Origin of the sequence: Synechococcus sp. UW105, assembly GCF_900473935.1 — a bacterium.
Taxonomy (GTDB): Bacteria; Cyanobacteriota; Cyanobacteriia; order PCC-6307; family Cyanobiaceae; genus Synechococcus_C.
Map to the genome: position 1 here is coordinate 412,126 of NZ_UCNN01000019.1, position 14,261 is coordinate 426,386.

The 14,261-nt window shown below is 55.4% G+C and carries 16 protein-coding genes; 11 read left to right on the forward strand and 5 right to left on the reverse strand.

All coding sequences use genetic code 11. The features are described 5' to 3' along the window. Positions 1-78: 78 nt before the first annotated feature. The gene (locus DXY16_RS09390) at positions 79-2,232 is read right to left on the reverse strand and encodes a C2 family cysteine protease (protein ID WP_115120916.1); all 2,154 of its coding nucleotides are present in this window, start codon (positions 2,230-2,232) and stop codon (positions 79-81) included. Positions 2,233-2,315: 83 nt separating this feature from the next. On the opposite strand from DXY16_RS09390, the gene DXY16_RS09395 reads away from it, so the two are divergent. Further along, positions 2,316-3,680 carry a serine hydrolase gene (locus DXY16_RS09395; protein ID WP_244281625.1) on the forward strand — a complete coding sequence of 455 codons (1,365 nt, stop codon included), beginning with the start codon at positions 2,316-2,318 and terminating at the stop codon, positions 3,678-3,680. 185 nt (positions 3,681-3,865) lie between these two features. Beyond that, on the forward strand, positions 3,866-4,024 hold the full coding sequence (locus tag DXY16_RS14805) for a hypothetical protein (RefSeq protein WP_170953910.1): 159 nt from the start codon (positions 3,866-3,868) through the stop codon (positions 4,022-4,024). A gap of 87 nt (positions 4,025-4,111) precedes the next feature. Here the strand turns inward: DXY16_RS14805 and DXY16_RS09400 are convergent, their stop codons facing one another. After that, positions 4,112-5,143, reverse strand: a complete 1,032-nt coding sequence (locus DXY16_RS09400) for a hypothetical protein (protein WP_115120917.1) — start codon at positions 5,141-5,143, stop codon at positions 4,112-4,114. Between the two features lie 168 nt (positions 5,144-5,311). Here DXY16_RS09400 and DXY16_RS09405 point away from each other — a divergent pair, with 168 nt between their 5' ends. From DXY16_RS09405 to DXY16_RS09430, 5 genes are all read left to right on the forward strand, one after another. Further along, positions 5,312-5,557 (forward strand): hypothetical protein, encoded by a 246-nt coding sequence (locus DXY16_RS09405; protein WP_115120918.1) that lies wholly within the window; start codon positions 5,312-5,314, stop codon positions 5,555-5,557. A 505-nt stretch (positions 5,558-6,062) separates the two neighbouring features. Continuing rightward, the gene (locus DXY16_RS09410; RefSeq protein ID WP_115120919.1) at positions 6,063-6,503 is read left to right on the forward strand and encodes a hypothetical protein; all 441 of its coding nucleotides are present in this window, start codon (positions 6,063-6,065) and stop codon (positions 6,501-6,503) included. Positions 6,504-6,986: 483 nt separating this feature from the next. Beyond that, positions 6,987-7,367, forward strand: a complete 381-nt coding sequence (locus DXY16_RS09415) for a carboxymuconolactone decarboxylase family protein (RefSeq protein ID WP_115120920.1) — start codon at positions 6,987-6,989, stop codon at positions 7,365-7,367. Then, positions 7,348-7,800 (forward strand): cupin domain-containing protein, encoded by a 453-nt coding sequence (locus DXY16_RS09420; protein ID WP_244281626.1) that lies wholly within the window; start codon positions 7,348-7,350, stop codon positions 7,798-7,800. Before DXY16_RS09415 ends, DXY16_RS09420 begins: the two co-directional genes overlap by 20 nt. A 329-nt stretch (positions 7,801-8,129) precedes the next feature. Then, a complete protein-coding gene (locus tag DXY16_RS09430) occupies positions 8,130-8,354 on the forward strand; it encodes a hypothetical protein (RefSeq protein WP_115120923.1) in 225 nt (74 codons plus the stop codon). Between the two features lie 16 nt (positions 8,355-8,370). Here the strand turns inward: DXY16_RS09430 and DXY16_RS09435 are convergent, their stop codons facing one another. Continuing rightward, entirely contained in the window at positions 8,371-8,610 is a 240-nt protein-coding gene (locus DXY16_RS09435) for a TIGR03643 family protein (RefSeq protein WP_115120924.1), read from the reverse strand. 3 nt (positions 8,611-8,613) lie between these two features. After that, positions 8,614-9,873, reverse strand: a complete 1,260-nt coding sequence (locus DXY16_RS09440) for a cytochrome P450 (protein WP_115120925.1) — start codon at positions 9,871-9,873, stop codon at positions 8,614-8,616. 17 nt (positions 9,874-9,890) lie between these two features. On the opposite strand from DXY16_RS09440, the gene DXY16_RS09445 reads away from it, so the two are divergent. Further along, positions 9,891-10,259: a hypothetical protein gene (locus DXY16_RS09445; protein ID WP_244281627.1), complete on the forward strand. Its 369-nt coding sequence runs from the start codon at positions 9,891-9,893 to the stop codon at positions 10,257-10,259. A 231-nt stretch (positions 10,260-10,490) separates the two neighbouring features. On the opposite strand, the gene DXY16_RS09450 is transcribed toward DXY16_RS09445, so the two are convergent. Continuing rightward, positions 10,491-11,114, reverse strand: a complete 624-nt coding sequence (locus tag DXY16_RS09450) for a DJ-1/PfpI family protein (RefSeq protein WP_115120926.1) — start codon at positions 11,112-11,114, stop codon at positions 10,491-10,493. Between the two features lie 283 nt (positions 11,115-11,397). Here DXY16_RS09450 and DXY16_RS14810 point away from each other — a divergent pair, with 283 nt between their 5' ends. The 3 genes from DXY16_RS14810 (at position 11,398) to DXY16_RS14815 (ending at position 13,935) form a co-directional block, all read left to right on the forward strand. Beyond that, the gene (locus DXY16_RS14810) at positions 11,398-11,553 is read left to right on the forward strand and encodes a hypothetical protein (protein ID WP_170953911.1); all 156 of its coding nucleotides are present in this window, start codon (positions 11,398-11,400) and stop codon (positions 11,551-11,553) included. A gap of 206 nt (positions 11,554-11,759) precedes the next feature. Next, the gene (locus tag DXY16_RS09455; RefSeq protein WP_115120927.1) at positions 11,760-13,343 is read left to right on the forward strand and encodes an alpha/beta hydrolase; all 1,584 of its coding nucleotides are present in this window, start codon (positions 11,760-11,762) and stop codon (positions 13,341-13,343) included. A gap of 436 nt (positions 13,344-13,779) precedes the next feature. Next, on the forward strand, positions 13,780-13,935 hold the full coding sequence (locus DXY16_RS14815; protein WP_170953912.1) for a hypothetical protein: 156 nt from the start codon (positions 13,780-13,782) through the stop codon (positions 13,933-13,935). Positions 13,936-14,261: the final 326 nt, after the last annotated feature.

Consider the following 14,261-nt stretch of genomic DNA (forward strand, 5'->3'; position numbering starts at 1 on the left):
GTGCGTCTTGGCCCTGGCGCATGAAAAAAGGTGGCCGTAGCCACCTCTGTGATCGTTGTGTTGGGCTGATTGCTGGAGTCAGGTGTTGCTCCAGCTGAACTGTGCGCCCAGGCTGATCAATTGTGCATGGGTCAGTGTGGAGTGGTTTTGGTCATAGGGATTGCGAATGGTGTATTGGCCTGTGGTGGCGTTGTAGCCCGTGATGGTGCGAGCGTGACCGCCCCATCCTGCAGCCACGACACGGTTGCTGTTAACGAGGGTTTGCAGCTCCGAAGAGCTCACATTGTTTGCGCCTAAGCCGAACGTGCTTGCATTGCCCCAGCTGGAATTGAGTCCAGTGATATGGGTAATCGCGTCGGTGGTGAACCCCCAGCTGATGCCTTCATTACCGGCAATGCCGTAGCGGTTTGTCGCTTCTTCTTGATTAAGGCGACCCGACTCGTTTAGTTGTGCATAGGCTTTTTCCGCAAGGGCAACCCAGAGTTCGTTGTTGTCGGCCACGAGTGCGTCGGTTGCGGTGCCATCGCCAGCATCAGCATGGAGATAGGTGCCATCGGCTTTGGTCGCCATCATGCTGTCGACGGTGACGTAGTCGGCCTGGCCATTGGTGTAGAAGCGAACGCTGTAAGTGCCGTCGCCATTGTCCTCAAACATGTCCTCAATGATCGACTCTTTTTTGTCGGCGGTGCCGGCAAGAGCGGAGAGGAAATAGCAGGACCCTGTTGCTCCCTGATCGATATCGTTGGCGCTGTAGCCATCAATCTCCAGGGTGCCTCCGGCCTGGGTGTAGCTGCCGGTGTGAATTTCGGGCCTATCGGTGCCCAGCATGTGCTTGCCAATCAGCAGATTGAGGCTCTGGGTATTGGTGCCGGCTTCCAGGTTGCCGAGTTCATCGCGGATGCTGTCATAGCCGGTGTACCAGGCGTTGCTGGAATCGCCAAAGACTACTTTTTTAGAGAGGCCGGCAATATCAGCGCGCATCGTGCCGCTGAATATGTTGTGGAATTGCTGTAGATCGGTCAGTTCGGTGTTGGTGACAGATCCATAGTCGCCAGCACTTTTAAGGATGCCGATCACGTCGTTGCGATCAAAGTTGTAGTCGTATTTGATTGAGTTGAGCGTGGCATTTTTAACGCTGCTGTCATCAATCAAGCAGTTGGTGATTTGTTCGAAGCAGTCGGCCTGGCGGCTGATGTTGAGATTGAAGGCTGTTGCGCCGTTGTTGTTGGCAGCCGAGGTGTTGTAGCTGTAGATGCGGCTGGTGTAGTGACCTTCATTCAGGAAGGTGCTGATGTTTTCATTCTGGGTTCCTGATTTGTTCGACCAGGTGACTAGCGAGCCGGTGTCGTTGTAGAGGGCGAGGCCGACATTGGCGCCCAAGTTGGAGAGGGAGAGGTCGTAGGTGCCGCACTTGCCGGCATAGAAGGAGAAATAGTCGTTGGCATCGCGGAAGCCCGCGCTCGTGGTGCCAATGGTGCCGATCACTTTTTTGTCGTCGCGATAGGCGACGGTGCCGATGTCGGCTGCATTGGTGCGGCTGTCGGTGACGTCGTAGCCGCTGGCTTCATTGGCGGAAAAACCGCTGCCCCATGTGAAGTTGTAGAAGGTTTCAGTGCCTGTGGATTGATCGCGATCAAAGCGGTCTTCTGCGAGCAGGTTGTTCACCTCCGCGCGTTCGCCGAGATAGGAGAGCACATCCGGATCAATCTCAAAGATGCTTGGCATTGGCATGAAGCCAAAGAATCCGGCCTGCGTCTCGCCCGTGAGTTGATCGAGCTGCGGTGGTGCGGTGTTGAGATCAGCTGGATCAGCTGGATCGAGCTCAATTCGCTCAGCGCTGGCTGGCTGTTGTGCGCTCGCGATGGCGCGGCCGTCTTGATGGCCACCGGTGAGTTGATCGATCTGGGCTGGATCGCTGTTGTCTTGCTGGCGATCGCTGCCTTGATCGGCCTGGGAGGGATCAGCGGCAACGCCTGCTGGCTGGCTGGGTGTGCCCTGGTTCCAGAGTGCAGGGCGATGGGGCTTGAGTGTGGCGGCTTGTTGGTTCTGATCGTCGTCTGCCAAAGCCGAGATCGGATCCTGGGCGCTTAGAGGATCGGAGGCAGATCCTGGTTGGAGGTTTTTCTGTTGGGAGAGGCCGTAGGCGGAGGGGTCTCCGCCAGCGACGCGCTGATAAGCATTGCTGGCGTCAAAACCGGTGAAGAGGTCGCCGTCGAGGTTGAACTCAAGCATGGGAGAAAGAGAGAACGTTGGAGGCCGGAGCGGGGTGTGGCCTCTGGATGAACTCAGTTTTTCCGGAGTGCTGATGTTGTGTGTTGACCGAAATCAAGTCGGCTTGTGATCTTGCTCACAGACGCTTGAAAGCCAGTCAGCAGATCACCTGGCAGCACTCGCTGAGCTGCTGTTGGTCGCTCTCAACCGACACGCATGCCAACCCTGATCAATGCCTAGATCTGACCGGGCTCTTTAGCGTGCGTGCAGAAAAGGACGGTTTGAACGCGATGTTTCTGGACCGACAAAGACTCTTTGATGGGGCCTGCGCTGCGGCGATTTTCTGCCTTGCCACGGTTCCCCTCGCCATGCCCACTGAGGCGGCAACCCCCTTCTCCGAGCTGCAGCAGCAGATCGACACGCTGCGACAGACGCACAGGATTCCAGGTGCTTCCATTGCAGTGATTGACGACGGGTCAATCTCTTGGGCTAGGGGATTCGGAGTGGCGGACCTTGCCAGCGGCCGACCGATGACGGCGGACACCTTGTTCCAGGCCCAATCCATCACCAAGACTCTCACTGCTTTGGCAACGGTGAAGCTTCTCGCAATCAAAGGGATCGCCCTGGATGAGCCTGTCAATCGTTATTTGGAGGACTGGACGATCCCGGAGAACGGCTACACCGCGAGAGTACCGGTGAGTTTTCGCATGCTGCTGAACCACACCGCAGCTTTGAGCAATCCCTACCCCGACGGCTGCTGTGGTCCGAAGGAAACTCTTCCGACCATGCAGCAAGTGTTGCGAGGACTGCCTCCAGCCAACAATGAACCGCTGACGGTGGAGCGAATCCCTGGCAGCCGCTTCGACTACTGCAACGGCTGTTACACGGTGCTGCAGATGGCGCTGGAATCAATCAGTAACCAATCCTTCCAGGCATTGATGCAGGAGTTGGTACTGACACCATCCACCATGAGTCGTAGCACCTTTAATAACAACTTCTTCCTGAACGACAACAGCTCAATCGCCATTCCCTATGACATCGATGATCAGCCGCACCCTCGGGCACCGATGCGGCATCCCATCCTTTCCACGGGTTTAATGTGGAGTACGGCGAGCGACTTGGCTCGGTTCAATCTGGCCTTTGCTAAGGCGCTTAACTCCAGCCACATTCTGATTGAACAACCTTTGGCTCAACAGTTGAGCATCCCTAGTTCAACTTACACTCGTAGCCTTGGCTTCTTCATCGGTAACCGCAATGCTGATAGTCAGGCTCGGGGAAGGTATCTGTTTCATTCAGGCTCCGGAAACGGCTATCTCAGTCTTTCAATGATTAGCCTGGACGGAGATAATGGAGCTGTCATCCTGATCAACAAGGCTCCTAATCCCTGGACCACCACAAATATACCGCAATTTGCATTTATCAAAGGTTCCCTCGAATTGATCGGCGATGAGGGTGAATGGCCTGATTGATTGGGATGGTCCCGGAAAATTCACGTCTTCTGAAGTGAGAAATATCTTCGCTTTTTTGAGGAGTTCTTGCTGGTGGCCTGCTGGGTCAAATCATCAACGGCAGCCAGCAGCGTCAACAAGCTGCTTCTGTCTCGTCCTCTGAACTGGCTCTGCTCAGGCAGCAGCAAGAGATCGAGCTGCTCAAGATGCAACTGCAGATGCGGCAGCAGCCCGGCTACGGCTACCAGACGGTGAACTACGCCCCTGCTCCTCAGGCTCCTGTGTATCACCAGCCTGCTTATGGCTATTCGCAGCAGAGCAGCTACCAGCAGCACTTCGGTTACGTACAGCGTGTATACCGCTGAAGGTCAAAGCAACGGACCACTTTGAAGGTAGCTGCGAAGAACGGGGACTTTGAGTGTCAAGGCGGTGACGTACCCACTCGGAGCTCTTTAAGGGATTGGTGTTGGCGGAATGAGAGGCACAAATCCTCCTTCCATCGGTGACAACACCGTTGGTCGTCCAAGTACCGATGGCTTATTGAAGCGATCCACACCAAGCAACACCTCATGGCGTCCCTGACCTGAACGATCATGGTTTTCATCGGCCAAGCGAATGAATGCCGTTAGGTCCACCCGTGAGACCACATTGAACCGCTTCTGATTTGGACGCAGCGTTACGAACAGCCACATCACAAGATTCCATCCTGCAGCGATTGCTAATAACGTTGCGAGTGCAGCTGTTCGGCGACCATGCCCAGGCCAGCGGCGATTAACAAGTACAAATCCGCCCGCACCAACGACGAAGATTGCTAGGCAGCTAGAGAAAGCAACTCGGGAATAGAAGTCTTGGGAATAAATACTCCGATCCTCGGTGTCGACCCCTGCCTCCCTGATCCGTATTATTAATTGGTTGGTATCAGCGGCATTGTTCTTGGTATTGGCGAAAAGCTCTTGATCGCGAACTGTCATTAGAACAGTATCTAGTTCTGAGGGAACGCCATCTGTTGTCGCCGTTTCGGCAAGTCGATAGGTGGCTTTGGGGTAAACAATTTTGACGTAGTTGGCTTTTGCTTTTAATAGCTCCTGCTTTATGTTTAGCAGCAGGTAATTGGTTATCGAGCTATTGCTAGGAAGGTCAATGCCTGCGAAGTGGATTTCAAGTGATTCACCAGCTAGTGGCAATGTTTCAATCTGAAGACCTTTTACTGCTTGGTCGGCAGCAGCGGCCATGCCACGCTGCTGAGCTGCAATCTTTGGGAAACTTGCCTGACGCAGGATTGGTTGCTGTAGTTTTGTCGTGCCGAGATCCTGAGCACCGCCAATCCAGGCGATTGCCCGATTCCAGTCGGGGCTATATGACAACCACAGTTGGTAAGAGAAATACCCTCCGGCAATAAGTGTTAAGGTTGCGCCAAGACCTAATAGGTATCGCCTCTCACCGCTCCGAAGAGGGGGCAGCTTGACCCCAAATGGGTATTTCATCAGGATCCTAAAAAAAATAATCCTAGGCTGGTAATCAGAGAGGAGTCCTCCTGGTTTCCTTAAGAATTTTAGTGGTGTTTGTTCGTTCTCCTTTGGCGGCTTTCTGCCTCAACTCAAGGTAATGATCTTGCTAGTCCTTTCTTGCTGATTCTTACGCGAGAATTTGTCATGCCTGAAGGGGTGTGGCTGGCTTGGCCGCTCCATTTGATTCGTGCTTCTGCCATTGCCATCGCCCCGCTTCCTTTCAGGCCACAAGATGGCAGTGCTGAGGATCTGTGGTTGATGAGCATCAGCATCAAGGCTGTGGTGAAACCTCAGGTTGGATTGCTAGGCATATTGCAAGGTGCAGCAACCCCGAAACAAGCAGGCATTGCTGGCTTGTTTCGGCATGGTGCGGTGATGGCAACACGTTGACCACAGTGGTTTTAGAGGGTTTGTCCCCTTTTCTGTGACTGGTTTTTGTGCGATTTGAGCGGATTGTGTGCAACTGGCGACCACGGTTTTGCGTTGCCAAGAGCAAGCCAGTTCTTTAAGGACTCATTCCCCCACCAGAGCTGCACCAGAAGTTGGCAGGAGGATCACCAGAGCAGTGCAGTGTGGATCACCAGAGCAGCTGAGATCTTGAAGGAGTCCAGGGGGCACCACCCCTACACATCACCCACTCAACTCAACTCACTTTTACAACCATGACTCACTTCAAAGAACAAAACACCCAACTCACCGATGATCAACTTGAGGCCATCACTGGTGGGATGGGTGGTGCTGCTCGATTGGGAAGGGTTGCAGGAGAGCAAGTCAGACAAATGCTTGAGGAGAGAAGAAGAAATTACATCAACAGACAAATCGAACGCAGGCGTCGCGTGAGTTTCTGACCCACGTGGTCCGCCATCATTAGTTCGCCACTCCTGCTTCGGTAGCCATGAACGCCGTGATCTCGATAGCCGTTCTTTTACTGGCATCTGGAGCCGCTCCTGAGTCCCTCTCCCCAGATGGTCAGCGCACCTATACGTGTGGTCGTGAGCGTCAGTCGGCGGCTGGCTGTTTTAACGCCTGGACCAAGCTCAGCCATGAAGGGGAGTCGGATGGTTGGGTCCCCGCCTATTGCAGTGATCAACCTGATGAGTACAGCAACGGGAGCTGCTATGGCGGTGGCGTTCCTTGGTGGTGGTGGAACGGCAGAGGCCGGATTGGTGATCCGGTGCTGAAGGACTTCTGGTTCCGTGATTATGCGGGCCCTGAAGTGAATGGCGTGTTCCGCAATAACAATGCCTACGGCGATGCCCATCGTTTGCCAGGTGAGCACCATTGCTACAAGGCCAAGCAGAGCACCTTTTGCATGGAGTTCATGCAGCCTCGCTAGCTCCTGAGGTGAAAGGTTCGGAGGTCTGCGGCTTCGAACAAGGTTCTTCGGGGTCAGAAGCGGACGAGCGACAGTCATGATTCGTGCTGGGAGATGGCTCTTCACTTGCACTGGCAAATCCGATGTGGAGCTAGTGGGGTGACCACTCAGTACCAGCGGTTCTTGCGTAGGAGTTTGTCGGGAAGCCTGAAGCCGTCAAAGTGAGGCTGAGAGCGATACAAGAGCCGAAAGGGAAAAATAGGGGGCTTAGCGTCATCGCTTCGATCTCCAGACAAAACATTCATACCAGTCAATCCACGTCAGTTCAGAGGGTTTATTGCCCCGGAGCCTTCGGTTCAACAGACCATTCGTGAACTGATTCGATCAAAGCCAAACAGAAACGTGGGCAACCTATCCAGAGCGTTGCTATGAGATAGGAATGCAGCCTAGGCCGACTTAAGTCTTGGCCAGTTCTGTTCATTCATAAAATCGCACCAAATTTCTATGCCATCAGAAAAATATGTCCAAGGCATGCCAGAAATGAGAACACATTTTGGCGACGCTGCTGATCAATGGATCAAGGCAATTCACTCAATTTATCCTGAATTTGCCAAGGTGAATGTTGAATTTCCATTTGGTGAGCTATACAGGCGTGATGTGGTCGACGACAGAACGCGCGAGCTGTGTACTGTTGCAGCATTAACTGTGCAGGGCTTTGCGCTTCCAGAACTTAAGGTTCATATCAAGGGCGCATTGAATACCGGATCAACCAAGGCAGAGGTTCTTGAGATTATTGCTCAGATGATTGCATATTGTGGATTTCCCGCTGCAACGAATGCACTGTTAGCAGCGCAGGAAGTGTTTAGTGAAATCGAACGTGCTTAGCCGCAAAGGTATGGAAAATTACGGCATAGAATTTTGGCGTGTATGGGTTAACGGCAGCGGCGAAAGTTGCCAGAGCTTGCATTCGCTCGTGGGGCACAAGCAATCAGTTTTTGCTGAAGGGGCTGCGCCAATTTGGAGTGCAATGCACTACAATGCTAGTGCGAAATTGATCACATTAATTCTAGTGCCAGGCGAGATTTGTGAGTGGCATGAAAATCCAATGCCTCAATGGATCATTCCTCTGCGCGGACGCTGGAGCGTGGAGACGATGGATGGCACGATAGTGGAAATGGGTCCTGGAGACATCAGCTTTGGCGGTGATCAGGGAACAAACAACAAGCAAGGACATCGGTCTTGGGCGGTAGGAGAAACACCTGCTGAACTTCTTTTGATTCAAGTGAAAGGACCTCCTCCATGGAATCCTTGTGTTTAAGCAAAGTCATGCCATTGCTCAAGCCACAGGCCTCACTCTGCTGCGAATGCATCAACTAGTCGACACCGTTCTTTGGTGCATGGCGATCAACTAGCGGGCTGTCCTTGTTCGGCATCCTCACTGGATGGCGAAACAGCCTTGGAGGCAGGCATCACCCTGAAGCCCTTTTTATCCTCTGTGGCCTTCAGCCTGCTTGAGGCTCTCGCCTTGCTGCATCGTCCGCAGAAATGCTTTGAGTTGATCGAGAGCCACAGATCGTTCAGGAGTGGGGGGATCATCGCTGATTGCAGCGGTGCGTCAGCATCAGCGCATTGATCTAAGGCGCATCGATGGCTCTGCAACTGCAATCCTCTGAGTTCCTCCATGAGGACGGCATGACCTATTGCATCCGCCGCGAGACCCTCGAGCAGGACTTCACCATCTACGCAAAGTGCGGTGAGGAATGGATTGATTGCGGCCTGGATCAAGCCGTTAAAGACGTGAATTTTGCTGAGTTCAAGCGCTTGGGCCTTTTGATCAAAAAGATCATGGATGCCGATCAGTGGCTCGCCTGAAGCGCCGCCGCTGAGCTCACTTGTGGCCCTTGGCGCGAAAGCGATTCGATGGGTTGGTGGCGCCGTGTTTGGTCTTGCGCCCGCTCACGCGCTTGCGCCACAGCTTGAACGAGGAGGCCTTCATCGATTGGCGCATCACCTCGATCACCTCCTGCTCAGAAAGGCCGAACTGGTATTCGATCGCTTCAAAGCTGGTGCGGTCTTCCCAGGCCATCTCGATGATGCGATCGAGCTCATCGGGTTCAAAGCTGCGCATGGTCTAGCGCCCTGTTGCGGTCACCATCAGCCCGCTACGGGGCGTGGGGCTGGGCACCAACTGCAGCGCTAGATCCTGATCAGGCACCAGTTGCAGCTGCACTTTCTGCAGCAGACCAACGGCCATCAGCCGGATCTCCAGTTCGGCGAGCGCTTTGCCCAGGCAGACCCGTTCGCCGCCGCCAAAGGGCAGCAGGGTTTGATCAAACGATCCATCGCGATGGCGCTGCGGGCGGAACTCGCTCAAATCGGTGCCGCTGGTGGCTGCTGTTGGCGTGAGCGCCACCTGGATCACGCTGTTTTTCGGCACGGCCACATCAGCCAGCTCAATGGCATGCAAGCTGCGGCGGAAGAAGCCACCCACCGGTGGGGTTTGCCGCATCACCTCCAGCACCGTGGCATCCAATTGTTCGGATTGTGGTGATGTGACCGCTGGCCACGGGGACGCGATCACATCGCTGCGGAGCCACTCCATCACCTCTGGATGCAGCAGCAAGGCGCGGAACAGGCAACTCAGTGATGAAGCGGTGGTTTCGTAACCGGCAAAGAGCAGCAGCAGTAGTTGCTCGGCCAGGTCGTCGTCATCGAGGGGGATACCGGCTTCATCAAGGCCGCCACTGAGCAGATCAAGGCCGCCTTGGTTGCTGCCTTCTTTGAGGACCTCCTTGATGCGATGCAGCAGCCGTTGTCTGGCGCCCATGGCTTTGGCAAAGGGGGTGCCGGGGATGGCCAGCGGAATGGAGAACAGGGCCTTGGTCCAGATCTCAAAATCAGCGAACAGGGCTTCTCGGCTGCTGCTATCCAGACCCAGCACCGTGGTGGCGATCACCGCAAAGGCAAAGCGGCGCATGCGTGCGGCCAAAGGCACAGGGCCATTGGCTGCGATGAGCTCATCGGCAAGTTCATCAACCAGGCCAATGATTGATGGGGTGTAGCGAGCCAAGGCCGCGTTGGAGAACAGCTGGCCCACCACGCGCCGGCGAGCTTTATGTCCCGCTCCGCTGCGGTTGGCCAATGAGCGGCTGCCCAGCAGTTTTTTGACGCTCTCAGGCCACCAGCCCTCCAGCGACTCGCTTTGGCTGAAGAGATCATTGATCGCCCGTTCACCGCGGATGAACACGATCGGCTGGTTCAGCAGCTTGGTGGCGAAGACATCGCCATAGGTCTCAAAGCGCCGTTGGGCAAAGCCGGGATCGCCAAAGAAATCGAGGGTTTCTTTCAGGCCGCTCACCGCACCGGTGTTGGGCAGAGGTTTCGCAGGCATGGGCCCAGGCGCGCGCAGTGATCAAGTTATCGATTCCGCCCGGTCTGCTGACGCTGACATCCGCCGGCTGGCTGGCTAGCTGTCGTGATGGAGACAAGAGGGTCATGGAAGCGAAGTTGCTGGTCATGGTCGTGGTGGCCCATGTCGCCAGTGCCTTTTTCAGCAAAACCATCGCCGGGCAGAAGGCCCGCAGCAGCAAGAACTGGTTTTGGGCTGGTTTGATCTTTGGTCCGCTGGGATTGATTGCTGCGGTGGGTTTGGCGGACCGCCATCAGATCGTCTATCTGCGTCACTTGGCTGAAACCCAGGGCTATCAACCGCGCCACAAGTGCGGCGGCAAAGCCAAGCAAGAGTCTGAATCAGCGATCAATGCCTTAGGGCGTTGATCGCTTCGTGTTGCTCAGCTGGGACAGAGGAAACGGCCGGGTGTCGATGTCGCGGTTGGTCAAGACAACTTGGTCGTCGACGACGAAGGCGTCAAGGCTCACGCTCAGCCAATGCGTTGCTTAAAAAAGAGGTCTGCTCGTGTTGTTGGCAGCCCGATCACTCTGCTGGGATTGCATCTGCTGCCAAGGCTTAGGCAGATTCAAAACTCCTACGACTGAGACGTTCAGGTCTTAATCGCCAACCAAGCCGTGCAATGCGGCGAAGGGGTCCCAATCGGCATCGCGGTGCCAGTCGTATTCAGCGAAGTTGGCTGCCTGCTCGGCGGCCTGGTGGCTGACCAGCTTGGCAATCACCGCCAGCGACATATCAATCCCAGCAGACACGCCTGATGAGGTGAAGAACTTGCGGTCTTCCACCCAGCGCGCTTGCTGTTGCCACTGCACCTTTGCGCTTTGGGAGGCCGCCCAGGCAAAGGCCAACTTGTTGGTGGTGGCGCGCATTCCATCGAGCACCCCCGCTTTGGCCAGCAGCGCGCTGCCTGTGCACACCGAGGTGACGAGTTCGGCTTGCTGCGCACGCTGCTGCAACCAATCGAGGAGCACAGGATTGTCGACTTCCCTCCTGGTGCCGATGCCGCCTGGAACGAGAACCACGTCGATGGCTGGCGCCGATTCGAACGAATCGTCGCTGACGCTTTTGGGGCCCTGGCGGCTGGCCACCACGCCGCCATGTTCTGAGATCAAGCGGATCTCGAAATGGTCAGCTGCCATGCCGAACATCTCCAGCGGCCCAAAGACATCCAGTAGCTCGAAGTCCTCAAAGAGGACAACGCCAATCGTTCGTTTGGATCGCATTGGTGATCTGGCCGCTCAGTTGCCTGGGGTGACAGCTGTTGTTGTCGATGCTGAGTGCAGGCGTTAGACGCGTCAAGATGGTTGCCACTGGCTCGATTGGAGCGCCAGAGTCAATGCTTGCGGGGTTCCCACTCACCCCTCATGATCAATTCTTCGGCATGCAGCTCGACGCCGTTGGTTTTTCCAGAGTTGATGCCAGCCGATGCCGTTTCACTCGGCGACAGTGATTAGCTGGTGGAGTGGCTGAAACCCTCCAGACTCAGATCGCTTTGATTCCATGCTGATGGCCACCCAACCAACGCCGGCATCAGTTGACGCTCTTCTCCCCGGCGCCGTGTTTCTTGCTGCCCTCAGTCTGGGATCGGTTCTGGGTCCTGAAGCCGGTCTGGGAGTCGCTGTTGGCGTTGGCCGTGGATCTCTCTTTTATTTGGTTTTTTGAGCGGCTGGGCATGGTCGTGGCTGAGTCTTTCCCTCTAAGGCGAATCACAAGGGCATGACTCGTGACCGATTGCTTACCCGCCCTGGTTGATCAAGGGCTGTTGAGTTGTTCGACTCTTGATGAGAAAAGCTCAGTTTTCTTAGTGTTTGGTTGTTTCACCTTTTTCAGAAATTAGGGGTAATTTTTGCCTAAATAGCTGATTTGATATGAAGTGCTTTTTATTCGCGGTGATCGGTCTTGGTGTCCTAGCGGCTCCGGCATCGTCAGCAGAGCGACTTAGCTTCCAGCTTGGTGAATTCGAGAGATCCATCCCGATCGATGAACTCGCCGACTATGCGGGTGGTCAATCACCAGGGACCGCACTCGCCGATGTTCTGCGTCTGTTTAAACCCTCCGAAAAGCAGGCACTTCGCAAGGCTCTCAATCAGTCGGCTCCTGTGAATGCCCTGATGGCATCGAACTTTCTCTCCACTCCCCTGGGTAAGCGAACGGTTCAACAGCTGGCGAAGCTGATCAATCAGCCCACGGCCGTGGCTGGCAATGCTCTGGCCTCAGCCTTGATCAATGCAGCAGCCAATAGCGACGGTTTGCGTTTGATTGATGTGCTTCAGGCCTATCCGCTACCCACGATCGCGATTGATGTGAGCGCTGTCGGCTCGCTGCTCCATTCCCTGACCCAAGAGTTCAATCTTCAGAACAAGCTTTATTCGCGTCTGTCTGAACTGGGAGGAACTCCAGAAACCGGTCCGGACCTTCAAGTCGCAGCGCAACCAGGCAACACTGGTTTTGAGCAGGTGTCCTTCACGTTCAAAGGTCGCGTCGTCGACAGCGTCAAGGCCGGTGTCTATCTGCCCGAGTCGTCAACGGCCAGTAGCCAGGCACCTCTGGTGGTGCTTGCGCCTGGCTTGAACACTGACATGAACGCGCTCCTCTACGTCGGGCAGACCCTGGCAAGTCATGGCTATGCGGTTGCGTCTCTCGACTTTCCCTTCACCAGTGCTGACACCATGACAGCCGCGATCAAGGGTACAGGTGCTATCCCTCCCGCTAATGCCTGGTATCGCCAGCCGATCACCGTGACTGAACTGATCGATCAGGTCGAGAAGCGCTGGGGGGACAGGGTCGACACCCAGCGGGTCGGCGTCCTCGGCCAGTCCCTTGGGGGCTATACGGTCACGGCCCTTGCGGGGGCTCAACTGGACTGGCCCCACCTGGTGCGCGGATGTGAGCAGCTGAATGACCCCAGCACCGTGGTTCTCAACCCGGCCATCATCTGGCAGTGCGTAGCACCCGAACGTGTGGTGAAACGAACCAACTTCCGCGATCCCCGCGTGAAGGTTGCTGTTGCGGTGAATCCAGTGACTAATCCGATTTTCAGCAGTCGATCGATGTCTCGTGTGGCGGTGCCGATGCTCGTGATTGCTGGCATGAATGACGTGTTCGCTCCGCCGGTTTCCCAGCAGCTCACCCCCTTCATCGGTCTTCGCCAGCCAGGCTCGGTGCTTGCGGTTCAGAAGAGCGGCACGCATCTTTCCTTCTTGGATGCCACCTCAAACCTCCCACCAGTGATCACTGGCCCGGCGCAGTCTCTTGCCCGGCAGGAACTTCAGGGGATGGCGAAACTGTTTTTCGATCGGCATCTTCTGGGTCAAGCCGGAACACTTCCCCTCGCCCCTGTTGGTAACGGAGCGTTCCAGTCCGGTTCAGCACCACTTCCATTGTTATTTCGCTCCTCGTTGACAAGGCAGCAACTCGAGACGGTTGAACCTGGGCTGAAGGAGGTCCCCTGAGATCACACTGATGCGCGCTTTCGCTAGGCAGAATCGTGGGCAGGGAACCTCAACTGAGTGGCGGCAAACGGCATCCAACCTGCTGATCAGCGCTGGCCTTGGTGGCCTCTGCTGCCATTCAGGAGTGTTTGATTGCAGTGGGTTTGGGGTGGTGGTCTCTGATTTGTCCCTGGCTTTTTGTGCACGTGGAGCGGATGGTGTGCAAATGGAGCCCATGGTTGTTCGCTGCTAAGAGAGAGTCGGTGCTTTAGGGACTCATCCCATCACCAGAGCTGCACCAGAAGTTGGCAGGAGGCTCACCAGAGCAGTGGAGTGTGGTTCACCAGAGCAGCTGAGATCTTGAAGGAGTCGAGGGGGCACATCACCCACTCAACTCACTCACTCACTCACTCACTCACTCACTCACTCACTCACTCACTCACTCACTTTTAAACCCATGACCACTTCAAACTATGCCCAGTCTGACTTCAGTGCTGATGATCAGATTGTTGAACTGACGGAAGCCCAACTGGAGGCCGTGGAAGGCGGCGGTGTCGCCGGAGTCGTTGGAGGGATGGCAATTCGTTATCTCATCGGCAGGCTTTTTGGCTGATTCGCGGATCTGTTGCATGCCTATGTTTTGTTGACGGAAGGCAAGCTTGCAAGCAAACAAAAAGCCCCGCTTTGAGCGGGGTTTTTTGTTGTCTGTATGCGTTGTCCGCCGAGGCTTTGACTGGGGTTTAAGTCTTTCACCAGAGCTGCACCAGAAGTTGGCAGGAGGCTCACCAGAGCAGTGGAGTGTGGTTCACCAGAGCAGCTGAGATCTTGAAGGAGTCGAGGGGGCAACACCCCCCCCATCTGAAATCACTCCTCTAAGCAAATGACCAACACCACTCGCTCCACATTCACGCCTTCCGCTCAGTTCATCGAAGCCGGAGA

Coding starts and splice junctions, on each gene's coding strand:
- DXY16_RS09390 (WP_115120916.1), bottom strand. CDS start 2,232: ATGCTTGAGTTCAACCTCGACGGCGACCTCTTCACCGGTTTTGACGCC.
- DXY16_RS14805 (WP_170953910.1), top strand. CDS start 3,866: ATGCAACTGCAGATGCGGCAGCAGCCCGGCTACGGCTACCAGACGGTG.
- DXY16_RS09400 (WP_115120917.1), bottom strand. CDS start 5,143: ATGAAATACCCATTTGGGGTCAAGCTGCCCCCTCTTCGGAGCGGTGAG.
- DXY16_RS09405 (WP_115120918.1), top strand. CDS start 5,312: ATGCCTGAAGGGGTGTGGCTGGCTTGGCCGCTCCATTTGATTCGTGCT.
- DXY16_RS09410 (WP_115120919.1), top strand. CDS start 6,063: ATGAACGCCGTGATCTCGATAGCCGTTCTTTTACTGGCATCTGGAGCC.
- DXY16_RS09415 (WP_115120920.1), top strand. CDS start 6,987: ATGCCATCAGAAAAATATGTCCAAGGCATGCCAGAAATGAGAACACAT.
- DXY16_RS09430 (WP_115120923.1), top strand. CDS start 8,130: ATGGCTCTGCAACTGCAATCCTCTGAGTTCCTCCATGAGGACGGCATG.
- DXY16_RS09435 (WP_115120924.1), bottom strand. CDS start 8,610: ATGCGCAGCTTTGAACCCGATGAGCTCGATCGCATCATCGAGATGGCC.
- DXY16_RS09440 (WP_115120925.1), bottom strand. CDS start 9,873: ATGCCTGCGAAACCTCTGCCCAACACCGGTGCGGTGAGCGGCCTGAAA.
- DXY16_RS09450 (WP_115120926.1), bottom strand. CDS start 11,114: ATGCGATCCAAACGAACGATTGGCGTTGTCCTCTTTGAGGACTTCGAG.
- DXY16_RS14810 (WP_170953911.1), top strand. CDS start 11,398: ATGGCCACCCAACCAACGCCGGCATCAGTTGACGCTCTTCTCCCCGGC.
- DXY16_RS09455 (WP_115120927.1), top strand. CDS start 11,760: ATGAAGTGCTTTTTATTCGCGGTGATCGGTCTTGGTGTCCTAGCGGCT.
- DXY16_RS14815 (WP_170953912.1), top strand. CDS start 13,780: ATGACCACTTCAAACTATGCCCAGTCTGACTTCAGTGCTGATGATCAG.